A 20,954-nucleotide genomic window follows, 5' to 3' on the forward strand; every position below is an offset into this window, starting at 1 on the left:
GTTAATCCTCCTGCGGCACGGCAGCGCTGCCTGCCATCGCATCGACGATATGCCCATCGCGATACAGCATCAGCTTCCAGTGGCGCGACAGATCGGGTGAGACGACGAAGGTCAGGAACAGGCTGCTGTCGCTGCTGACCTGGTCGAAATAGGTCCCGCCGGTGACCGGGCGCGATTGCTCGGCCTGCGTACGCAATTGACCGGCAAGTCCGCGCGCGGGGCACTCGGCGACATCGGTGCGGACGAATTCGGGAGCCTCGACCGGCGTGTCGAGCGCTTCACCCTGATTAAGCGTCCAGCGATAATCGCCATCCCGGTCGCGTTGCCAGACATTGGTGTAATAACCCTGCGAACCATCGGCACTTTGCCAGGCGCCGCGCGTCACCGCCAGCGATCCGTCGCAGCTCGACCAGACATGATGCGGCTGCCAGCGTACCGCTTCGGACGGATCCGCGCGGTTCGCCAGCCAGTCGCGCGCGGCAACCGGCTCGGGCACGAACATGACGGCCTCGTCGCGTGCCAGTTCGCGAAAGGCAGTCCACTGCCCGTCTTCCCGTGCGGCGCGGGCGAAACCCAGTTCAGCCGCCACCACCTTGGAGGGGTTGGCAGTCGGGGTAAGCATGCGCGCATAGCGATCGCGCGGGCCGGGCCCCGCTGCGCAGGCGGACAGTGCCAGCGCGGCCAGGACGACCGCGAGCCTCACAGCGCTCCTTCGGGAAGTTCCAGACCCTCGTTGCGATAGGCCGCAACCAGAGTGTTGCGCAGCAGCACCGCGATGGTCATCGGGCCGACGCCGCCGGGGACGGGCGTGATGGCACCCGCAACGCCCTGCGCGGCGCCGTAGTCGACATCGCCGACCAACCGGCCTTTTTCCGCCCCCGGTTCGGGGGGCAGGCGATTGATGCCGACGTCGATCACCGTCGCTTGCGGCTTGAGCCATTCGGCCTTGACCATTTCGGCCCGCCCCACTGCGGCGACCACGATATCGGCGCGCTTCACCACGCCGGGCAGGTCCTTGGTGCGGCTGTGCGCGATGGTCACCGTCGCATTGGCGTTGAGCAGCAGTTGCGCCATCGGCTTGCCGACGATGTTCGACCGGCCGATCACCACCGCCTCGAGCCCCGACAGATCGCCCAAGCGATCGGTCAGCAGCATCATGCAGCCCAGCGGCGTGCAAGGGACGAAGCCGCTCTGCCCGACCGCAAGACGCCCCGCATTGGTCACGTGAAAGCCGTCGACGTCCTTGTCGGGGCTGATCGCGGCGATCACCGCCTGTTCGTCGAGATGGTCGGGCAGCGGCAGCTGGACGAGGATGCCGTCCACCGCAGGATCGGCATTCAGCCGCTCGACCAGCGCGAGCAGTTCGGCCTCGCCCGTATCGGCGGGCAGGCGATGCTCGAAACTTTCCATGTTCGCCGCGACAGTCGCCTTGTGCTTGCTGCGCACATAGACCTGGCTCGCGGGGTCTTCGCCCACCAGCACCACCGCGAGCCCGGCCTTGCGCCCGGCCGCCTGCGCGAACTTCTCCGCCTGCGCGCCGACGCGTTCGCGCAGCGTGGCGGCGAAACCCTTCCCGTCGATGACCTGCGCACCCATCAACCGTAGATCACATTGCCGAGAACGATCAGCACGATGTTGAGCAGGATGATCAGCACCAGCGGCGAGAAGTCGATCTGGCCCGTATTGGGCAGCACGTTGCGGATCGGCCTCAGGACGGGTTCGAGGAAGCGGTTGATCGCCATGTAGAAGCTGGCGAGAAAGTCGTTCGAGCGGTTCACCACGTTGAAGGCGAACAGCAGCCCGATGATGAACTGGATGATGATCAGCATCACCAGCACGTTGGTCAGCATTTCGATGATCTGGTAGATGGTGCCGAGCGCTTGCATGTCTACGTGCGTTCCCTTCGAACTTATCCGACGCGCGTCCTACAAGCGCGCCGCGCTGTGCGCCACCCCCATACGACCGCTTACCCGCGCTGGCTGACGAGCGTACCCGCGCCGCGGGCGGTGAAGAATTCGAGCAGCATCGCGTGCGGGACGCGTCCATCGAGCACCACCGCCGCCTCGCAACCAGACTCCACCGCCTGCACACAGGTTTCGAGCTTGGGGATCATCCCGCCCGAGATGGTGCCGTCGTCGCGCAGCCGGCGGATGTCCGCGGGGGTCAGGTCGGTCAGCAGCCCGCCCTGCTTGTCGAGCACGCCCGCGACATCGGTCAACAGCAGCAGCCGCGCCGCGCCCAGCGCCGCGGCCAGCGCGCCCGCCATGGTGTCGGCGTTGATGTTGTAGGTGTGGCCGTCCTCGCCCACCCCGATCGGTGCGACCACGGGGATCATTCCCGCGCCGGTGACCGTCTCGATGATGGTCGTGTCGACGCGCGAGGGTTCGCCGACGAAGCCCAGGTCGAGCGCCTTCTCGATATGGCTGTCGGGGTCTTTCTGCGTGCGCTGCAGCTTGGCCGCAGTGACCAGTCCGCCATCCTTGCCCGAGATGCCGATCGCCTTGCCCCCGGCGCGCGCGATCGAGCCGACGATCGCCTTGTTGATCGCACCCGACAGCACCATTTCGGCGACATCGGCCGTCTGCTTGTCGGTCACGCGCAGGCCGTCGACGAAGGTCGTCTCCACGCCGAGCTTCTCGAGCATCGCGCCGATCTGCGGACCGCCGCCATGCACAACCACCGGGTTGATCCCCACCGCCTTCAGCAGCACCACGTCTTCGGCGAATTCGCGCGCGGCGCGTTCGTCGCCCATGGCGTTGCCGCCGTATTTCACGACGAAGCTGCGGCCCGCATAGCGCTGGAAGTAGGGCAGCGCCTCGATCAGCGTTTCGGCCTTGGCGTGGATATCGGGTGTCTGGCTCATCGGCGGCGGAGTAGCGCCCCCCTGCGGCGGAGGCAAAGGTTTGTGCATGGCACCCGCCCGTCCGCTTTGCTGAACGCCAGCTAAACCCCTGATAAACCGTCGATGAACGGCATCGCTTGGCCAATCGCAGCGCACGGCTGGGCGCATTTGCGGGAGCCGGCTGCGCGGCTGCGGCGTATCCACGGTCCCGATAGAGACAATGGGACACGCAACATGACCAAGTTCACTGCAATCGCCGCCACCCTCCTTGCCACCGCCGGCGCGAGCGTCGCCAGCGCGCAGGTCGCCGATCCGGTGACCGGCACGGTCGATGCCACCGCCGAAACGCGGGTCGACACCGGCCCCGTGATCGACGGCACCACCGACACCGCCGACCGCGCACTGATGACCGCCGAAGAGCGCGCGCAGGCGGTCGAGGACCGGCTCGACAGCACCACCGACACCACGATGGAGCGCGCCGACGAGGCGAGCGACGTCGACGCCGACCTCGAGACCGATACCGGCGCCGAGTTCGACACGCCCGCCGCCGATGCGGAAGTGGATGTCGAGACCGACGCCGAGCTCGACACGCAGCCCGAGCGGTAAGCCACGAGCGACACCGGCCGCGCCGGGGGATTTCCCTCCCTGCCCCGCGCGACGGCCCCGAGGGCGGCAGGCGATCCTGCCGCCCTCTTTCGATTCGCAGCTTGCCCGCACCGGCCTCCGCATCCGCCGCGCTGTTGGACCGGTGTAGGATCGCCCCGCGGCGAGTCTGATGACATGGACCGCATGGACCACGGTCCAGACGCAAAACCCGCGCCGAGCCGCAGCTGGCCATCGCGCGGCGGGATCGGGCGAGGCGAAGGGGCGGGATTCATCGCGCCACGGTAGCCGCAGCGCGCCCGCGTAGGAAAGCGCCGCCCCTGCCCGCGCCGCGCACGCACAAGCCAGCGGTGCTTCCCTTTCGCCGCGCGCGCTCTAGGGTCGTGCGATGACCCGCAGCCACACCATGCCCGCCCCGATCGCACTCGCCCTGTTGGCGGGGTGCACCACGCCCGCCCCGCCAGGCGATACGCCCGCCGCCGCCAGCCCGCAGCAAGCCTTCTGGCAGGCGCTGTCGAGCCATTGCGGCAAGGCCTATGCGGGTGCGCTGGCGAGCGAGGATGCGCGCGATGCGAACTGGGCGGGCAAGGCGATGGTGGCGCATTGGGCCGCGTGCGAGGAAAACCGCGTGGCGATCGCCTTCCATGTCGAGGAAGCGCCCCCGTCCTCAGGCAGCGAAGCGGTAGGACGGACAGAAACGTCCTCAAGCAGTGAAGCGGTAGGAGAGACAGAAACGTCCTCAAGCAGCGGAGCGGTAGGACGGACAGAAACCTCCTCGAGCAGCGAAGCGGTAGGACGAGAAAACCCCTGGAACCGCAGCCGGACCTGGATCGTGACGCGCCACGGCGCGGGCGCGGAGACGCGCTTCACGCTCAAGCATGACCACCGCCATGCCGACGGCGAAGCCGATGCGGTGACCTTCTATGGCGGGACCAGCGCGGAGGCGGGCAGCGCACGGGCGCAGGATTTCCCGGTCGACGCGGAAAGCGTGGCGCTGTTCACGCGCGAGGGGCTCGACGCCTCGCTGACCAATGTCTGGCATGTCGCGGTCGATCCGGCGGGCAGCAAGGATGCGCGTTTCGCCTATCAGCTTACACGGCGCAACGACCCCACCCGGCGTTTCCGCGTGGAGTTCGACACGACGAAGGCCGTGGCGCCCCCGCCCCCGGCCTGGGGATGGTGAGCGCCACGGCCTTGCGCCCGCGCCGCGGCTGACCGCGCGCGATCGTGCGGGCCGGATTACTCGGCGGGCGGAGTGGCCGCTTCGCCGGGTTCGAAGCCGACATCGTCTTCCACGATGATCGGGCCGGTGCCGTCGGGATTGGTGTCGAGCAGCACGTCGGTGTCGGTTTCACCGGGTTCGTTGATGTCGATCGGCTGGTTGATCCGCTCTTCCTGCGTGGTGATCGCTTGGTCGGGGATCGTCTCGAGGCTCTCATCGCCATCGGGGTTGATGAACATGATCACCGCGACCACGGCGAGCAGGGCGATCACCCCCACCCACATCCAGCGGGTGCGCGGCGTCTTGGTATCGGGAACGGGGTCGGTCATGGCGTTTCCTCCTTGGAGTACGCCCGACCAATGGACGGGCCGGGGCAGGTGTTCCGACATGCGGCAACGCGGCCGCCCCGGCGAACCGACCGGTTTGCGGCGCCCCCGCCACCGCAGCGGCGGGGGCGTGACCGCTTATTCGGCGCCGGTGTCGGCGGCGTCAGCGGTGTCGGCGCGTTCTTCGGGGACATTGGTCATCGGCGTGTCGGGCGTATCGACTTCGACCGCGTCGGCCTGGTCCTCGGCCACGATCAGCTCGCCGCCGCCTTCGTCGGTGGCATCGACTTCATAGGCGGGCTCCTCGGCCTCGCCGCAGGCGGACAACGCCAGCGCGGCGGCCAGCGGCAGGGCGAGATGTGCGAAACGATTGGTCATCGGCAGGTCTCCTGTGATGCGCCTTGATGCGCGCGGGCGATGCTTGCACCCGACAGCGTGCGAGGCAAGGCCCGTGCCCGGTGCCGCGACGGGCGGTGCGGACGATTGCAGTTGCGCGGGACGGAGCTATCCTCTTGAGCGATGGGCAAAAAGCTTCGTTTCAACCCCAGGCGGCGCCGGCGCGGCAAGACGCGCAGTGTCCCGCCCGCGCGCTTCAAGCCGCGTCCGCCGGGCTGGCGCGACGCCTTCGTCTCGCTGCGCCCGTGGCTGCTGCTGATCGGCTTCGTGACGATGGCTTATATCTTCACGCTGCCCGGGGCCTTTTCCGCGCCCGGCTGGCTGTCGAGCGAGCCGCAGGTGATCGAGGGGCGCTTCACCCGCTGCGGGCGGGGACGCGGCTATTACTGCGTGGTGGATGGCGACACGTTCAAGCTGGGCGATACCAGCGTGCGCGTGGTCGGGATCGACACGGCGGAGCGCGAGGCCGAATGCCCGGCGGAGGCGGTACAGGCCGAAGCCTCGACCAAGGCACTGCAAGGCTGGCTCAACCGCGGCCCCTTCCGCATGACACACCGGCTGGACGAGCCAATCGACCGCTACGGCCGGTTCTTGCGAACCGTCTATCGCCTGCGCCCCGACGGCAGCGAGGACCGGCTGGCGGACTTCATGCGCCGCGAAGGCGGCGCGCGGGGCTATTGGGGTGGGGGAAGAGGGGAGTGGTGTTGACGGAAAAAGGCCAGGCTGCCCCCACATAATTCAGACTAGACTGCTGAGTTCCTCGAGTTCCCCCCCCCCGTCCACCACCCTCCGTCGACTACGAATCGCAGGAAGGCGCACGCCTTATTGCGATGCAGTCTCTAATTTGAGAGGAACCTGCCAATCTCGGGCAAGGCATCTGAGAGAGGCTTGGCCACAACTTCCAAGGACACAGAAGGATTCGTTGCGACAGGGCTCCTCCGGTCTTTGGAATACGCCATCACAGGGTGATTAGGATCAAAGCCCGATGGATTTACAACCATCATGTGAGATTTGTGACGGGTGGCTACCCACGACCGAATGATTGCATTCAAGTGTGCGTCACCGAAAGAGTACCCGACTACCAAGAGCTTGTTTTCCTGTCGAAGGAAGCGCTGGAACTCATGTCTCAAGTGCAGAAATGGCCCATGGGGCACCAGTTTCGAATCTTGGCCACCGAAGATCATCGCTCTAGGTAGCCAAAGACCAGTGCTCCCATCATTGATGACTATCTCATCTTGGTTCGAGATATGCCAATCAACCGATCCGTGAAGCTTGATGAGACGCTGAGATTTGCCATGGAATCGGACGAAGCGTTTCTCATTCCATTGCGATAGCCCGAGGTCGAACTTCGACCCAATAGCTTCCAGAGACTGCTCGACCACACGGTCATAATTGAGAGTGGCAATACATGAAATTTGGTGAGCGTGGCTCTCCAAAAGGCGCTTCATGTAGCCAATCCGGCCTTCGTCGACTTCAAGGAGTGACGTCAATGTCGCTAGAAATGGTTCGAGCGACGCTCCGCGAAACCGGTAAAATTCGCCGCCGAAGGCTCGCTGTAGCGCTTCTGTTGCTTCAACAAGCTGGCGCTTATTTACCTGAAAACTAGCTCCTCTATCGAGTCCTCGATCATTTCTTAGAACGAACGCGTTCGCTAAGTTGTCGAAAAACTTCTTTGCATCGAATTCAGAACTGCCAGATAAGTTCAGGTCATCCCAACTTTGAACAAACTCCGCCAGAATATCGTGGTCTCTCCCGATGAATTTTTTCAGTGCATCGTACACTTCTTCAACATTGACGTCGTCGAATGGCGCCCCGCCCCGCCTGACATTTCGAAGCTGAAGCTTAGCGATGATAATCCCAAATAGGCGCGCATCGTCGCTTTTTACATCTACTAGCTTTTGATAGACAGCATTAGTGAGTCTGTACGCACTCGGAAGACCTGCATCGATAGAAGCTCCCGCACCAAACAAGACCACAGCTTGTTTGGGCATCGCCTTCTACCTAACCTACTCCGCCGCCTGCGCTCCCGCCTCGTCGCCGAACAGTCCCGGACCATTGTCCTCGGCTTCGGCGCCTTCGTTCGCGGCCTTGGCCTTGTTGCGCTTGTCGAAGCTCGACCACACGTCGTTCCATTCGCCGCGGGTGGCGCCCTTCGAATATTCGGTCGCGCGCTGTTCGAAGAAGTTGGCGTGCTCCACGCCGTTGAGCAGCGGGGCGAGCCAGGGCAGCGGGTGTTCCTCGATCATGTAGATCGGCTGCAGGCCGAGCTGGCCCAGCCGCCAGTCGGCGATGTAGCGGATGTACTTCTTGATTTCCTTGGGCGTCATGCCGCTGACCGGGCCCATTTCGAAGGCGAGGTCGATGAAATTGTCTTCCAGCCGCACCGACTTCTGGCAGATGTCGATGATGTCTTCCTTGACCGCCTTGGTCAGGCAATCGCGTTCGCGCACGAATTCGTGGAACATGCGGATGATGCCTTCGCAGTGCAGCGATTCGTCGCGCACCGACCACGACACGATCTGGCCCATGCCCTTCATCTTGTTGAAGCGCGGGAAGTTCATCAGCATGGCGAAGCTGGCGAACAGCTGCATGCCTTCGGTGAAAGCGCCGAACATCGCCAGCGTGCGCGCGATGTCCTCGTCATTGTCGACGCCGAACTGCTGCATGTAATTGTGCTTGTCGGCCATTTCCTCATATTCGAGGAAAGCGGAATATTCGCTCTCGGGCATGCCGATCGTGTCGAGCAGGTGCGAATAGGCGGCGATGTGCACCGTCTCCATGTTGGAGAAGGCGGTCAGCATCATCTTGACCTCGGTCGGCTTGAACACGCGGCCGTATTTGTCGTGGTAGCAATCCTGCACCTCGACATCGGCCTGCGTGAAGAAGCGGAAGATCTGCGTGAGCAGATTGCGCTCGTGCTCGGTGAGCTTCTGCGCCCAGTCGCGGCAGTCCTCGCCCAGCGGCACTTCCTCGGGCATCCAGTGGATCTGCTGCTGGCGCTTCCAGAAGTCGTAGGCCCAGGGGTACTCGAAGGGCTTGTAGGTCTTGCGGGCTTCGAGCAACGACATCTGGTGGTTCTCCGGTTTCTGCGTGAGCGACTCATATAGTGAATCAGAGCCCGGATTCGAAGGCAAGCGGGAATGATTCGGCGGGGATAAGATGCGCTTGACCGCATCACCGCGGGCTGGCGCGGCTCGGCGCGCCGCGCTTGCGGCGAATTGCGGAACGTGCGCCGCGTGCCGCCCGTTGATCGAGTGAAGGAGAACGACCATGGGTGAATATGCCCCCGACGACCAGCGCGACGTCCACAGCAGCGAAACCGCCGAGTGGCGCGAGACCGAACAGCAGCAGCAACAGCGCCAGCCGCAGGACGGCGATACGCCCGCCAACATGGGCTATAGCAATGCGCATGATGCGGCGGGCGTGAGCGAACAGCAAAAGGCGCAGGCCGAAGGTTCCACCGGCGAAGCTGCAACGGATCGCGCGGACGATGCGCGCCCCGACATCCGCGCCCGCGCCGATGCCGCGAGGCCGCTCGGCAGCGACTGACACGACACTTCGAATACGGGGATAGCGACATCGTTCGGTTTCCCCTTTTGCGGGCGATGTCCGCAACCCCCCGGCGCCCCGCTCCTCCTCGTGAGGGGTGGGGCGTCATCTTTCGGCCCGGCGCGGTCAAGCTCAAGCTTCCGTGGGATTGCACGTGAATATACCTAGGCGCACACTGCCCCATGGCGGGGGTGGCGATGGGTTTCGAACTGACCGGGCTGGAAGATCGCGAGCTGCTGGCGCTGACCGGCGCCTATCTGCTGGCGAGTTTCGTGCTGGCGGCGCTGCTCGTCAGGCTGGCGGCACGGGCCTGGCCCGCACGGGTGGCGCGGCACAATCCCTGGCTCTTCCCGCTGATCCCGCCGCTCGCCACGCTGGCCTTGGCACGCATGGTGCTGCTGGGATGCGCCACCGTGTCGGACCGGGTGCTGCGCACCGCCTTCCGCGTGATTTCGGGCAAGCACAGCTACCGCCGCGTGCCGATCGACCGTTACGGCCGTTATCGCGAGCGGCGGCATATCCGCCGCTGAGCGCGTTCAGCGCGGGGTGAGCAGCCCCGCGAGATAGGCGGCGGCGACGATCTCGTTCGAATGGCTGCATTCGAGCCGGCGGCGCAATTGCGCGACGTGATAGGCGACGGTGTTCTCGCTGATCTGCAGATTGTAGGCGATCTGCTTCTGCCGCTGGCCCTGCGCCAGCCCTTCGAGCACGTCGCGCTGGCGCTCGCTCAGCTCGGGGCGCTGGCGCGGGATCGCGGCGGGGCCGGACTGCGCCAGATGCGCCTGCGTGCAATGCATGATCGCGGAAAGGTAGATCCAGCGCCCCTCGTCGACCGTCGCCCCCGCCGCCTCGCGCTGCGCCCTCTGCCGCGCCGCATCGTTGCCGGTTTGCATCAACGCCATGCCCTCCACCGGCGCGCGGGCATGCGGGGGTACCTGGTTTTCGAAGGGGTGCGCAGGGTTGCTGGCGGGCGTGAGCGGCAGGATCGCGTCCTCGACCGCCGCATCGCGATAGAACACGCGGATCGCGCCGGCGAGCGGGACCTTGCCCGCCGCATCGAGAGCCGCGGCCCAGATCTCCTCGTCGCTGCGCGCATGATCGAGCGCGACGAGGAAGTCCTCGAAGTGACTGCGCAGTCCTGCGGCACCCCCGTGCTGCGCGCCCCATCCGCGATTGCCCGCTGAAATGATCCCGTCTCCTGTCTGCGTGGGAATGGTAAATATACGTGGGCCTGCTGAACAAGCCCCGCGCAGAACTGCTTAAGGATGCGCCACTCCGGATGGTAAATTTCGTCCTAGAGCCCGTGCGCCGGCATCCGGGTGCCGCGCAGGCACCGCATGCCGTAGCGTCAACGCACTCGGCCCGGAAGCTTGCCGGGTGAACGCCAGATCGGGCTCCACCCCAAGAATCCTTGGCCCCCGCCCTGCCGTGCCTCAGCTTCGACGAAGCGTGGACCGATCCCTCCGGCGGCCCGTTGGTAGGGTGTAAGCAACGCAAAACAAAAGGGAATTTATGCTCGAGAAGATTCGCATCAAGGAACACATGGAAATCGCCGACGCACAGGGCCAGCATGTCGGGACCGTCGATGAAGTCGATGGCGACAATATCAAGCTGACCAAGTCCGACAGCGCGGACGATATTCATCACTTCATGCCGCTCGATTCGGTCGAGAAGATCGACGACAACCGCATCTACTTGAAGGAAGGCGCACGCATTCCCGAAGGACTCGGTAACAAGTCGACAATGGCCAGCGCCTGACCCGGCCATTTTGCGGACCATGTCCGCATGACAAAAGGCCCCGCGTTCCATCAGGGAGCGCGGGGCCTTTGGTTTGTCAGGCTTGCCTTACTGGCAGGCGAGGCATTCCTCGTAATCGGTCTGCTCGCCGCCCGCGGCCAGTTCATACTTGGCCGCATCGGCGGTGTTGTCCGCTTCCACGCCGCCAGCGAAGCCCGCGCGCTGCACGCTCTTCGAACGCAGGTAGTAGAGCGACTTGATGCCCTTCTCCCATGCCTGGAAGTGCAGCATCATCAGGTCCCACTTGTCGACGTCGGCGGGGATGAACAGGTTGAGCGACTGCGCCTGATCGATGAAGGGCGCGCGATCGGCGGCGAATTCGAGCAGCCAGCGCTGGTCGATTTCGAAGCTGGTCTTGAACGCGGCCTTCTCTTCCTCGGTCAGGAAATCGAGGTGCTGGACGCTGCCGCCCTTCTCGAGGATCGAGTTCCAGACATTGGTCGAGTTCTTGCTCTTCTTGTCGAGGATCTTCTCGAGATAGGGGTTCTTGACGATGAACGACCCGGACAGCGTCTTGTGCGTGTAGATGTTGGCCGGGATCGGTTCGATGCAGGCGCTGGTGCCGCCGCAGATGATGCTGATCGACGCGGTGGGCGCGATCGCCATCTTGCAGCTGAAGCGTTCCATCGCGCCGGTTTCGGCCGCGTCGGGGCACGGCCCGCGTTCCTGCGCCAGCACCAGCGAGGCCTCTTCCGCCTTGGCGCTGACATGCTTGAACATCTTGAGATTCCACACCTTGGCCATCGGGCTTTCGAAGCCGATGCCCTTGCTCTGCAGGAAGGAGTGGAAGCCCATCACGCCCATGCCGACGCTGCGTTCGCGCATGGCCGAATATTTCGCCCGCGCCATCTCGTCGGGTGCGCGGTCGATATAGTCCTGCAGGACGTTGTCGAGAAAGCGCATCACGTCCTCGATGAACTGCTTGTCGCCATTCCACTCGTCCCACTTCTCGAGGTTGAGCGAGGAGAGGCAGCAGACCGCGGTGCGATCGTTGCCGAGATGGTCCACGCCGGTCGGCAGGGTGATTTCGGCGCACAGGTTCGAGGTCGACACCTTGAGGCCCAGTTCGCGGTGATGCTTGGGCATCATCCGGTTCACCGTGTCCGAGAAAACGATATAGGGCTCGCCCGTCGCCAGCCGGGTTTCGACCAGCTTCTGGAACAGGCTGCGCGCGTCGACCGTCTTGCGCACGCTGCCGTCGCGCGGCGAAACGAGATCAAACTCCTCGCCCGCGCGCACCGCTTCCATGAAGGCGTCGGTCAGCAGCACGCCGTGGTGCAGGTTGAGCGCCTTGCGGTTGAAGTCGCCACTCGGCTTGCGGATTTCGAGGAATTCCTCGATTTCCGGGTGCGACACGTCGATGTAGCAGGCGGCCGAACCCCGACGTAGGCTGCCCTGGCTGATCGCCAGCGTCAGGCTGTCCATCACGCGCACGAAGGGAATGATCCCGCTGGTCTTGCCGTTCAGGCCGACCGGCTCGCCAATACCGCGGACGTTGCCCCAATAGGTGCCGATGCCGCCGCCCTTCGACGCCAGCCAGACATTCTCATTCCAGGTGTTGACGATGCCGTCGAGGCTGTCCGACACGCTGTTGAGGTAGCACGAAATCGGCAGGCCGCGCGTGGTGCCGCCATTCGACAACACCGGCGTAGCGGGCATGAACCACAGGTTCGAAATGTAATCGTACAGCCGCTGCGCATGGTCGGCATCGTCGGCGAAATAATCGGCCACGCGCGCGAACAGGTCCTGGTACTTCTCGCCCGGGAGCAGGTAACGATCGGTCAGCGTTTCCTTGCCGAATTCGGTCAGCAGCGCATCGCGGCTTTCGTCGATCTTCACGTCGAAACGGCGATCGAGCACCTTCTTGCTGTCTTCCTTGGCGGAAGCGGCCGCGGCGCTGGCGACCGCGCCAGCCAGTGCCTGGCCTGCCGCATCCTGCACCAGTTCGTCGCTGCCCTTGTCCGTCTTGTCCATTGCGACTGCCTTCGTCTGTGTGGCCGGTTCGGCGGCAATGTCGTCCTGCGTGTCGATATCCAATGCCATCGCCGTGTCGTCCCCGCTCTTGAAATCCATCGTCAGCCCCACCGTCCTAAATGCCTGACAGGGTCGCCAGCGACCCTGCGCGTTCCGCTTGTGTTCGAGTCGGCGAGGCCTGTGCCCTGCCTAGCAATTTCGAGCCGCCGCGGGGTGGGAATATATCCACATTCTCCCCACAATCCTGCGCTGGCGAAGGGCGTTCCCGATATGGGGAGCATGCCTTCGAAAGCTAGGTCTTGTGGGTCCCCCTGGCAGTCCGACCACTAGATAGTGAATCAGCGCCGAGTCCGACGCAAGGGGGGCAATCGCTTATTCGGGTCGCACCGGGTAGCTGGAGGCAGGTGCCTTAGATCGCTGCAACGCCGCGACGCGTGGACCAAGCTGGACTCGCCGGACGCGCAAGGGGCAAAATGAATCCGGGAAAAAAATTTTGCGGGCAAAAATGATCGGTCCGGCTTGCGATTCAATCGAATCCGCCCGCGCAATTTTGGAATCGGGAAATCGAGGCGTTAACCCTTGCCGCCGCCGCTTTGCCGCGCATGTTCGCCGATCGCGCCAGCGAGTTCGTCCACCAGTTCGAGCGGCAGGTCGTGCCCCCAGCCGGGGATCGTCTTGAGCTTTGCGCCAGGAATCGAGGCCGCCGTATCGCGGCCGCCTTCACAGGGCACCAGCGGGTCGTCCTCGCCATGCAGCACCAGCGTCGGCACGGCGATGTCGCGCAGCATCGCGCGCCGGTCTCCATCGGCCACGATCGCGGAGAGATGCCGCGTGGGCCCTTCGGGATAGAAACTGCGCCGCACGCTGGCCAGCGTGCGTTCGCGGAGCCGGTCCTCGGGATCCGGATAGCCGGGCGAACCGATCGTGCGCGCCAGCATCATCCCGTGCTCGACCAGCACGCCCTCTTCGGTGCTGTCGGGCCGGGTGATCAGCGCTTTCATCGCCTCGGGCCGCGCGGGCGGCAACTTCGGGTTGCCCGTGGTCGAGAAAACAGTGGTCAGCGAAAGGCAGCGGTCGGGGTGTCGCGCCGCGACGTGCTGCGCAATCATCCCGCCCATGCTCGCCCCGACGATGTGCGCTCGCTCGATACCGAGCGCGTCGAGCAAGCCGACGCCATCGTCGGCCATGTCGGCCAGCGTATAGGGCACCTTGGGCGTGAAGCCGATCTTCGACAGCAGCGTCATCTTGACGAGGCCGGGGGCTTTCACCCCGTCGAACTTCTGGCTCAACCCGACATCGCGATTGTCGTAACGGATCACGCGGAAACCCTGCGCAGCCAGCGCCTCGACCAGTTCGTCGGGCCACAGCGTCAGCTGCGCCCCGAAGCCCATGATCAGCAGCATCGCGGGCGCAGCCGGATCGCCCTGTTCCTCGTAATGGATTTCGATCCCGTTGGCCGTCGTCTTGGGCATTCGCCTTTTCCTCCCCGAATTTCCGCTCGACCGACCTCAACCGATTGCGCGAATCTTGTCCAGCGCGAATCGCGCCGCGGGCGGCGTGCGGCGGCATGACGCGACCATACAATTGCGTTTCGCGCGGTGGTGCCATGATCCGGCCAAGCACACCGGGGAGGGCACCGGGCGATTCGCGGCTTCATCCGGGGGAAAGCCGGCACCGCCTATCCTCAACCGGTCTGATCCGCGCCGGCGCCCTGCCGGACCGGGCTAGCGAGGGAAAGACGATGGAACGACGCAGCGAGCGACGCAGCCTGGCGCTGGACGACCTGCGCATCACCATTGGCGGTGTCGGGCTGCGTTGCTCGATGCGCAATCTTTCGCCCTCGGGCTGCATGGTCGAATGCCACGACATCGTTGCCGAAGTCGGCACGCCCGCCGAAGTCGCGCTGCTGCCGGGTCATGTCGCGCTGGGCGAAGTCGCCTGGCAGCTGGGCGAAAGCATCGGGATTTTCTTTCTCGAGCCGATCAGCCCGAAGGTGGTGGCGCATTACGCGCTCGACGACTGGATGCTGCGCAACGACTGGACACTTGCCAGCCTGGGCACCCCGCGCGGCTGACGGGTCGGTCGCGCCGTCAGGACGGCTGCAAAGTGTCCCCGCGCTTGGTCGCATACATTTCCGCATCGGCGGCTTTGACCGCTTCGGTCACCGCTTCCATCGTTTCCCCCGACAGCGGCGCGAAGCCGACGCTGAAATTGACCGGGCGCCCGTCGAGCCGCGCGATCGGACGGCGTCGCAGCGACAGCTGGACCCGCTTCACGATGGCGCGCGCTTCCTGCTCGTCGGTATCGCGCAGCAGGATGACGAATTCGTCGCCGCCCCAGCGTGCGGCCATGTCCTGCTTGCGCAGGCGATCGCGCAGCCGGTCGGCCAGTGCGCGCAGCACCCGGTCGCCCTCGGCGTGACCGAGGCGGTCGTTGACCTGCTTGAACCGGTCGCCATCAAGCAGCGCCAGCGTCCCCGCGCCGGTGGGCAATTGCTCGAGCTGTTCGACGAATCCACGGCGGTTGAGCAGGCCGGTCAGCGGATCGGTCAGCGCGAGCCCCTTGAGCTCGTCGAGCCGCGCACTGGTCGAACGCAGCGCATGCGCGACCGATTCGAGCAATTCGCCCGCCATGTCGGGCCCGCCCGCGGGGATGTCTTGCATCTGCTGCCCGTCGCGCAGCGCACGCAAACCGCGCGTCGCCACCGCTACCGGGACCAGCAGGCCGGCCAGCGCGGCGATGGCGAAGGCGCTGCCCACGACGGTGGCCCCGAGCAGCACGGCGAAGGTCTGCCAATGCCAAGCGCCGCGCGTAACTTCGAAGCCGAGGAAGGCGAGCAACGGCATATGCACCGCCAGGAAGCAGAGCAGGAACATCCGGACGGTGTAATGCCGCGGGAAAAGGAAAGCGGTTGCCCGGTAAAGTCGCATTGAGACCCTTTTGCGATGCGTATGCGGGTCACAATTGCCGAGCGCGCAACTTGTTTCCGGCCGTTTCCGGGCAGCGGACGCGAAACGCTAGGGCACCAGCACCGTATCGCGCGCTTCCGTAGCGGTTTCGGGAAAATCGGTAATGTAATGGAGCCCGCGGCTTTCGTGCCGCCGCAGTGCGCTCTGCACGATCAGGTCGGCGCATTCGAGCAGGTTGCGCAATTCGATCAGGTCGGTGGTCACGCGGAAATGGCCGTAATAATCCTCCACCTCTTCGCGCAGCAGGCGGATGCGATGCGCTGCGCGTTCGAGCCGCTTGGTGGTGCGCACGATCCCGACATAGTTCCACATGAAGCGACGGATCTCGGTCCAGTTCTGCTTGATGACGACTTCCTCGTCCGAATCGGTCACGCGGCTCTCGTCCCACGGCAGGATCGCGGGGGGATCGTCGAGCCGATCCCAGCATTCGAGGATGTCCTTGGCCGCCGCTTCGCCGAAGACGAAGCATTCGAGCAGCGAGTTGGACGCGAGGCGGTTGGCGCCGTGCAGACCGCTTTCGGTGCATTCGCCCGCCGCCCACAGCCCGGGCAGGTCGGTTTTCGCATCAAGCCCGATCTTCACCCCCCCGCAAGTATAATGCTGCGCGGGCACCACGGGGATCGGCCCCCTGGTCATGTCGATCCCGAGCCCGAGCAGCTTTTCGTGAATGGTCGGAAAATGCTCTGCCACGAATTCGGGTGGCTGGTGGCTGATGTCGAGATGGACATAGTCGAGGCCGTGCCGCTTGATCTGGTCGTCATTCGCACGCGCGACGATATCGCGCGGGGCGAGTTCCATCCGCTCGGGGTCGTACTGCTCCATGTAGCGTTCGCCCGTCGCCGGGTTGTACAACCGCCCGCCCTCGCCACGCACCGCCTCGGTGATGAGGAAGTTCTTGACCTCGAGATTGTAGAGGCAGGTCGGGTGGAACTGCATCATTTCCATATTGGAGACGCGCGCACCCGCACGCCATGCCATCGCGATGCCGTCGCCCGTCGCGCCGCGCGGCGCGGTCGAGAACAGATAGACGCGCCCCGCGCCCCCCGCGGCGAGCACGGTGGCCCGCGCGACATGCGCCACGACCTTGCCGCTCGCCTCGTCGAGCGCGTAGGCGCCCCATACACGGCCCGATCCCGAGTAATCGACCTGGTTGCGCCCGGTGATCAAATCGACACAGCTCTGTCCCGGGAGCAGCGTGATGTTGGGATTTTCTTCCGCCGCCTTGAGCAGCGCGGCCTGCACCGCCCAGCCGGTGGCATCGTTCACATGCACGATGCGGCGATGCGAATGCCCTCCTTCGCGCGTCAGGTGGAGATCCCCCTCGGTGCGGTTGAAGGGGACGCCCAATTCGCACAACCGGTCGATCGAGGCAGGCGCGCGCTCGATCACGAATTCGACCGTCTCGCGATCGTTGAGCCCCGCACCCGCGACCATGGTGTCGCGAATATGGTTGTCGAACGTGTCGCCCGCGTCGAGCACGGCGGCGATCCCGCCCTGCGCCCAGGCGGTGGATCCGCTGTCGAGCCGGCCCTTCGCCAGCACCAGCACCTTCTTCGTTTCGGCCAGCGCCAGCGCGGCGGTCAGACCGGCGGCGCCCGAACCGATGACGAGGACGTCGTGAGGGGTGTCTGTCATGGGCGCGTCATGCCGACGCAATCACTACGCGGCAAGCAAGGAACGATTCGGCGCAGCAAGGTTATTGTCAGCCACCAGTCGCACTAGGGCGCGAATCGGCAGGGGACAAAACAACGGGTTTGGAAGGGTCGCGAGATCATGAATATGGGACGTATCGCCTGCGCCATCGGCCGGCACAGCGTGGACAGCGCGAATGTAACGCGCGTGAGCGGGCAACGGGTCGGCCGGTGCCGCAATTGCAAGGCGCCGATGGAAGAGGTCGAACCGCATAGCTGGGCAGTGCAGAAAGTCCGCGATGCGGGCCTCGGGCCGCGCGCCTTCCTTTAAACCGCTGGCTTAGCCCGCGCCGGTCAGCTGGACGAAGACGTCTTCCAGATCCGCTTCGCGCGTGGTGACATCCTCGATCGCATAGCCGCGCGACTGGACGAGCGCGAGCACCTGTCCAGCGCTCGCCTTGTCGCGGTCATAGGTGATCTCCAGACGGCGCGGTTCGATGACCTCGGCCTTGGTGAAAACGGGCTCCTCGATCGGGCCCGTCAGATCCTTGTCGACCGTCACTGCTACGATTTTCTCGCGCGCCATGCCGACCAGTTCGCGGGTCGGCTTGTCGGCGATCAGTTCGCCATGGTTGATGATTGCGATACGGTCGCACAATTGCTCGGCTTCCTCGAGATAGTGCGTGGTGAGCACCACGGTGACGCCCTCGCGGTTGAGCTCGGTCACCAGTTCCCACAGCTGGCGGCGCAGTTCCACGTCGACCCCCGCCGTAGGCTCGTCGAGCACGAGAATCGGCGGTGAATGGACCATCGCCTTGGCGATCAGCAGGCGGCGCTTCATGCCGCCCGAAAGCGTGCGCGCATAGGCATCGCGCTTGTCCCACAGATGCACCGCCTTGAGCAGTTCCTCGCTGCGCCGCTCGCCCTTGGGAATGCCGTAGAACCCCGCCTGGTTCTCCAGCACCTCGAAGGGGGTGAAGAAGGGATCGAAGACGATTTCCTGCGGGACGATCCCGATCGAGCGCTTGGCATTGCGCGGGTTCGCATCGGTATCGAAGCCCCAGATCTCGGCATTGCCGCCCGACTTGCGCACCAGCCCGGCGAGGATGTTGATCAGCGTCGACTTGCCCGCGCCATTCGGGCCCAGCAGTCCGAAAATCCCGCCCTGCGGCACGTCGAAGCTGACGCCCTTCAGCGCCAGCTTGGGCGGTTCGCCGGGGCCGGGCGAGGCATATTCCTTGACCAGATTGTCGATACGGATCGCGGGTGGGGTGTTCATGGCTGGTGACCTAGGGGGCCAGCTGCAGGGCGACAAGCTGCGAATCCTTGCGCAGCGGCATCGCACCCATTATCGGACCTCTCCCATGAGCCTGCCTCCTCCCGAAATCTCCAAGGTCACCACCCGGCGCGTGTGGTGCGATGGCGCGACCGATATCCGCACCGGCAAGAACTACCGTGCCGCGGCGCTCGGCCATCCCAAGGTCTATCTCGAGATCGACGAGCACGGCTATGTCGATTGCGGTTATTGCGACCGTCGTTTCGTTCTCGAGGGCGGGCCTGCGGACGGCGTCGACCAGTCGCAGCTGATGGACATTTCCGAAGGCGCGGATCCGGGTCACCCGTGACCGTCTTCCCGGCGGAGGTCGGGGTCTCCGGGCAACATCGCGACCGGATTGGCGAACCCGGCTTTCGCTGGGACGACGCAATCCCTACATAGCTGTGCATGACGCCAGCAAACGATCCGCACGCCCTGCTCTACACCCAGCTCGATCCCGAGGAAGCCAAGGCGCTGACGACGCGCTTGCTGGGCGCCTGCGACGATGGCGAACTGTACCTGCAATTCATGGCGAGCGAGAGCTTCGCCTTTGACGACGGACGGCTCAAGACCGCCGATTACAGCCGCGATTCGGGCTTCGGCCTGCGCGGTGTCTCCGGCGAGACCACCGGCTTTGCCCATGCCAATGAAATCAGCGCCGGGGCCATCGCGCGCGCGGGCGAGACGCTGCAATTGCTCGATGCGACCACGTCACCGCATGCGGCCCCGCCCGAGCGTACAAACCGGCATCTCTACACCGATGCGAGCCCGCTCGACCTCGTGCCCTTCGCCGAAAAGGTCGCGCTGCTCGAGAAAATCGACGCGGTGGCACGCGCCAAGGACCCGCGCGTCGCGCAGGTCAGCGCCAGTCTTTCTGGCAGCTGGAGCGCGATCGACATCATCCGTGCCGACGGCTTTACCGCCCGCGACATCCGCCCGCTGGTGCGGCTCAACGTCAGCATCGTGGCCGAAGTCAACGGCCGCCGCGAAACCGGCAGCTTCGGCTTCGGCGGCCGCTATCTCTACGACGACCTGTTCGACGAGGGGCACTGGATGCGCGCAGTCGACGAGGCCGTCCGGCAGGCAATGGTCAATCTGGAAAGCGTGGAGGCCCCCGCGGGCGAAAAGACCGTATTGCTTGGGCCGGGTTGGCCCGGCGTGCTGTTGCACGAAGCGGTCGGCCACGGGCTCGAGGGCGATTTCAACCGCAAGGGCACCAGCGCCTTTTCGGGCCGCATCGGCGAACGGGTCGCCGCTCCGGGTGTCACGGTGGTCGATGACGGAAGCATCGTCGACCGGCGTGGTTCGCTCAGCATCGACGACGAAGGCACGCCGACGCGCGAGACGGTGCTGATCGAGGACGGCATTCTGAAGGGTTACATGCAGGATCGCCTCAACGCCCGGCTGATGGGCGTCGAACCGACCGGCAACGGCCGCCGTCAGTCCTACGAACATGCGCCTATGCCGCGCATGACCAACACCTTCATGCAGAACGGAAGCGACGATCCCGAAGAATTGCTCAGCCGGGTCGACGACGGCATCTATGCGACCAGCTTCGGCGGGGGCCAGGTCGATATCGTCAGCGGCAAGTTCGTCTTCGCCTGCACCGAGGCCTACAAGGTCGAGAAGGGCAAGGTCGTTGCACCGATCAAGGGTGCGACACTGATCGGCGACGGGCCGACCGTGCTGACAAAGGTACGCGGCATCGGCAACGACATGGCGCTGGATGAAGGCGTGGGCATGTGCGGCAAGGGCGGGCAGAGCGTGCCTGCTGGCGTCGGCCAGCCCACCTTGCTGGTCGACGGGATCACCGTGGGGGGCACCGCCTGACTCATCGCAGGTTCAGCCAATGTGATGTAGTATCCGCTTTCTCATCAGGAGACTCGCCATGATCAAGCCCCTTGCCCTAGCCACCGCCGCATTCGGATTGCTGGCCGCGCCCGTACAGGCGCAGGAAAAGACCGAGGCAGTCGAGCTGACGCGCGGGGAAGCCGAACTCGCCGAACTGCTCGAAGGCCGCGTCGCGGGAGAACCGCGTAGCTGTATTCGCACCATCGGCAGCCGCAATCTGAACCAGATCGACGGCACCGCGCTGACCTATCGCGATGGCGACACCGTGTGGGTCAACTACACGCGCAACCCGGCCGATATCGACGACAGCGAGATCATGGTGATCAAGCGCTTCAGCTCCACCAGCCTGTGCCGCAGCGACCAGATCCGTCTGGTCGACCGGACCGCCGGTTTCCTCAGCGGTCTGATCTTTCTCGACGACTTCGTTCCCTATACCAAGGTCGACAGCGAAGTCGCCGTCGAAGGCTGATTCACCACCG

The 20,954-nt window shown here is 64.9% G+C and carries 26 protein-coding genes; 12 read left to right on the top strand and 14 right to left on the bottom strand.

What is annotated here, in order from left to right:
- Position 1 precedes the first annotated feature (1 nt).
- The 4 genes from FHS69_RS08315 to argB all read right to left on the bottom strand — a co-directional run bounded on the left by FHS69_RS08315 (position 2) and on the right by argB (position 2,863).
- Positions 2 to 703, bottom strand: a complete 702-nt coding sequence (locus tag FHS69_RS08315; protein WP_166777330.1) for a Cif family virulence factor — start codon at positions 701 to 703, stop codon at positions 2 to 4.
- Positions 700 to 1,596 carry a bifunctional methylenetetrahydrofolate dehydrogenase/methenyltetrahydrofolate cyclohydrolase FolD gene (gene folD, locus FHS69_RS08320; protein WP_166777331.1) on the bottom strand — a complete coding sequence of 299 codons (897 nt, stop codon included), beginning with the start codon at positions 1,594 to 1,596 and terminating at the stop codon, positions 700 to 702. Before folD ends, FHS69_RS08315 begins: the two co-directional genes overlap by 4 nt.
- Entirely contained in the window at positions 1,596 to 1,886 is a 291-nt protein-coding gene (locus FHS69_RS08325; protein ID WP_094063946.1) for a YggT family protein, read from the bottom strand. The genes folD and FHS69_RS08325 overlap by 1 nt, the downstream gene beginning before the upstream one ends.
- A gap of 80 nt (positions 1,887 to 1,966) precedes the next feature.
- Positions 1,967 to 2,863, bottom strand: a complete 897-nt coding sequence (argB, locus tag FHS69_RS08330; RefSeq protein WP_166777332.1) for an acetylglutamate kinase — start codon at positions 2,861 to 2,863, stop codon at positions 1,967 to 1,969.
- A gap of 213 nt (positions 2,864 to 3,076) precedes the next feature.
- On the opposite strand from argB, the gene FHS69_RS08335 reads away from it, so the two are divergent.
- A complete protein-coding gene (locus FHS69_RS08335; protein WP_166777333.1) occupies positions 3,077 to 3,448 on the top strand; it encodes a prolipoprotein diacylglyceryl transferase in 372 nt (123 codons plus the stop codon).
- 385 nt (positions 3,449 to 3,833) lie between these two features.
- Entirely contained in the window at positions 3,834 to 4,628 is a 795-nt protein-coding gene (locus tag FHS69_RS13785) for a hypothetical protein (protein WP_208380271.1), read from the top strand.
- Between the two features lie 56 nt (positions 4,629 to 4,684).
- Here the strand turns inward: FHS69_RS13785 and FHS69_RS08345 are convergent, their stop codons facing one another.
- The gene (locus tag FHS69_RS08345) at positions 4,685 to 4,996 is read right to left on the bottom strand and encodes a hypothetical protein (protein ID WP_166777334.1); all 312 of its coding nucleotides are present in this window, start codon (positions 4,994 to 4,996) and stop codon (positions 4,685 to 4,687) included.
- Between the two features lie 135 nt (positions 4,997 to 5,131).
- Positions 5,132 to 5,371, bottom strand: a complete 240-nt coding sequence (locus FHS69_RS08350; protein ID WP_166777335.1) for a hypothetical protein — start codon at positions 5,369 to 5,371, stop codon at positions 5,132 to 5,134.
- A 141-nt stretch (positions 5,372 to 5,512) separates the two neighbouring features.
- Between FHS69_RS08350 and FHS69_RS08355 the strand changes: the two genes are divergently transcribed.
- Positions 5,513 to 6,097 carry a thermonuclease family protein gene (locus FHS69_RS08355; RefSeq protein ID WP_166777336.1) on the top strand — a complete coding sequence of 195 codons (585 nt, stop codon included), beginning with the start codon at positions 5,513 to 5,515 and terminating at the stop codon, positions 6,095 to 6,097.
- A gap of 131 nt (positions 6,098 to 6,228) precedes the next feature.
- Here the strand turns inward: FHS69_RS08355 and FHS69_RS08360 are convergent, their stop codons facing one another.
- Both FHS69_RS08360 and FHS69_RS08365 read right to left on the bottom strand, forming a co-directional pair.
- On the bottom strand, positions 6,229 to 7,380 hold the full coding sequence (locus tag FHS69_RS08360; protein ID WP_166777337.1) for an SIR2 family protein: 1,152 nt from the start codon (positions 7,378 to 7,380) through the stop codon (positions 6,229 to 6,231).
- 15 nt (positions 7,381 to 7,395) lie between these two features.
- Positions 7,396 to 8,457: a ribonucleotide-diphosphate reductase subunit beta gene (locus tag FHS69_RS08365; RefSeq protein WP_067505655.1), complete on the bottom strand. Its 1,062-nt coding sequence runs from the start codon at positions 8,455 to 8,457 to the stop codon at positions 7,396 to 7,398.
- Between the two features lie 202 nt (positions 8,458 to 8,659).
- Here FHS69_RS08365 and FHS69_RS08370 point away from each other — a divergent pair, with 202 nt between their 5' ends.
- On the top strand, positions 8,660 to 8,938 hold the full coding sequence (locus FHS69_RS08370) for a hypothetical protein (RefSeq protein ID WP_166777338.1): 279 nt from the start codon (positions 8,660 to 8,662) through the stop codon (positions 8,936 to 8,938).
- Positions 8,939 to 9,120: 182 nt separating this feature from the next.
- Entirely contained in the window at positions 9,121 to 9,468 is a 348-nt protein-coding gene (locus FHS69_RS08375; protein ID WP_151885099.1) for a hypothetical protein, read from the top strand.
- A 6-nt stretch (positions 9,469 to 9,474) separates the two neighbouring features.
- On the opposite strand, the gene FHS69_RS08380 is transcribed toward FHS69_RS08375, so the two are convergent.
- The gene (locus FHS69_RS08380; protein WP_166777339.1) at positions 9,475 to 9,840 is read right to left on the bottom strand and encodes a response regulator transcription factor; all 366 of its coding nucleotides are present in this window, start codon (positions 9,838 to 9,840) and stop codon (positions 9,475 to 9,477) included.
- Between the two features lie 21 nt (positions 9,841 to 9,861).
- On the opposite strand from FHS69_RS08380, the gene FHS69_RS08385 reads away from it, so the two are divergent.
- Both FHS69_RS08385 and FHS69_RS08390 read left to right on the top strand, forming a co-directional pair.
- Entirely contained in the window at positions 9,862 to 10,122 is a 261-nt protein-coding gene (locus FHS69_RS08385; protein ID WP_166777340.1) for a hypothetical protein, read from the top strand.
- Positions 10,123 to 10,450: 328 nt separating this feature from the next.
- The gene (locus FHS69_RS08390; protein WP_166777341.1) at positions 10,451 to 10,696 is read left to right on the top strand and encodes a DUF2171 domain-containing protein; all 246 of its coding nucleotides are present in this window, start codon (positions 10,451 to 10,453) and stop codon (positions 10,694 to 10,696) included.
- 87 nt (positions 10,697 to 10,783) lie between these two features.
- On the opposite strand, the gene FHS69_RS08395 is transcribed toward FHS69_RS08390, so the two are convergent.
- Together FHS69_RS08395 and FHS69_RS08400 are read right to left on the bottom strand one after the other, a co-directional pair.
- Positions 10,784 to 12,808, bottom strand: coding sequence for a ribonucleoside-diphosphate reductase subunit alpha (locus FHS69_RS08395; RefSeq protein WP_166777342.1), 2,025 nt, complete (start codon positions 12,806 to 12,808; stop codon positions 10,784 to 10,786).
- Positions 12,809 to 13,281: 473 nt separating this feature from the next.
- Positions 13,282 to 14,181 (bottom strand): alpha/beta fold hydrolase, encoded by a 900-nt coding sequence (locus FHS69_RS08400; protein ID WP_166777343.1) that lies wholly within the window; start codon positions 14,179 to 14,181, stop codon positions 13,282 to 13,284.
- Positions 14,182 to 14,450: 269 nt separating this feature from the next.
- Here FHS69_RS08400 and FHS69_RS08405 point away from each other — a divergent pair, with 269 nt between their 5' ends.
- The gene (locus FHS69_RS08405; protein WP_067465784.1) at positions 14,451 to 14,783 is read left to right on the top strand and encodes a PilZ domain-containing protein; all 333 of its coding nucleotides are present in this window, start codon (positions 14,451 to 14,453) and stop codon (positions 14,781 to 14,783) included.
- Positions 14,784 to 14,799: 16 nt separating this feature from the next.
- Here FHS69_RS08405 and FHS69_RS08410 read toward each other — a convergent pair whose 3' ends face one another.
- Together FHS69_RS08410 and nadB are read right to left on the bottom strand one after the other, a co-directional pair.
- Positions 14,800 to 15,585: a GGDEF domain-containing protein gene (locus FHS69_RS08410; protein WP_166777344.1), complete on the bottom strand. Its 786-nt coding sequence runs from the start codon at positions 15,583 to 15,585 to the stop codon at positions 14,800 to 14,802.
- A gap of 141 nt (positions 15,586 to 15,726) precedes the next feature.
- Entirely contained in the window at positions 15,727 to 17,313 is a 1,587-nt protein-coding gene (nadB, locus tag FHS69_RS08415) for an L-aspartate oxidase (RefSeq protein ID WP_166777345.1), read from the bottom strand.
- Positions 17,314 to 17,451: 138 nt separating this feature from the next.
- On the opposite strand from nadB, the gene FHS69_RS08420 reads away from it, so the two are divergent.
- Entirely contained in the window at positions 17,452 to 17,640 is a 189-nt protein-coding gene (locus FHS69_RS08420; RefSeq protein WP_067465775.1) for a hypothetical protein, read from the top strand.
- Between the two features lie 9 nt (positions 17,641 to 17,649).
- Here the strand turns inward: FHS69_RS08420 and FHS69_RS08425 are convergent, their stop codons facing one another.
- The gene (locus FHS69_RS08425; RefSeq protein WP_166777346.1) at positions 17,650 to 18,588 is read right to left on the bottom strand and encodes an ABC transporter ATP-binding protein; all 939 of its coding nucleotides are present in this window, start codon (positions 18,586 to 18,588) and stop codon (positions 17,650 to 17,652) included.
- 85 nt (positions 18,589 to 18,673) lie between these two features.
- Between FHS69_RS08425 and FHS69_RS08430 the strand changes: the two genes are divergently transcribed.
- From FHS69_RS08430 to FHS69_RS08440, 3 genes are all read left to right on the top strand, one after another.
- The gene (locus tag FHS69_RS08430; protein WP_067466167.1) at positions 18,674 to 18,934 is read left to right on the top strand and encodes a zinc-finger domain-containing protein; all 261 of its coding nucleotides are present in this window, start codon (positions 18,674 to 18,676) and stop codon (positions 18,932 to 18,934) included.
- 98 nt (positions 18,935 to 19,032) lie between these two features.
- The gene (gene tldD, locus FHS69_RS08435) at positions 19,033 to 20,454 is read left to right on the top strand and encodes a metalloprotease TldD (protein WP_166777347.1); all 1,422 of its coding nucleotides are present in this window, start codon (positions 19,033 to 19,035) and stop codon (positions 20,452 to 20,454) included.
- A gap of 58 nt (positions 20,455 to 20,512) precedes the next feature.
- Positions 20,513 to 20,944 carry a hypothetical protein gene (locus tag FHS69_RS08440; protein ID WP_166777348.1) on the top strand — a complete coding sequence of 144 codons (432 nt, stop codon included), beginning with the start codon at positions 20,513 to 20,515 and terminating at the stop codon, positions 20,942 to 20,944.
- The last annotated feature ends 10 nt before the right edge of the window (positions 20,945 to 20,954 follow it).

This window comes from Qipengyuania flava (assembly GCF_011762005.1).
GTDB classification, from domain to species: domain Bacteria; phylum Pseudomonadota; class Alphaproteobacteria; order Sphingomonadales; family Sphingomonadaceae; genus Qipengyuania; species Qipengyuania flava.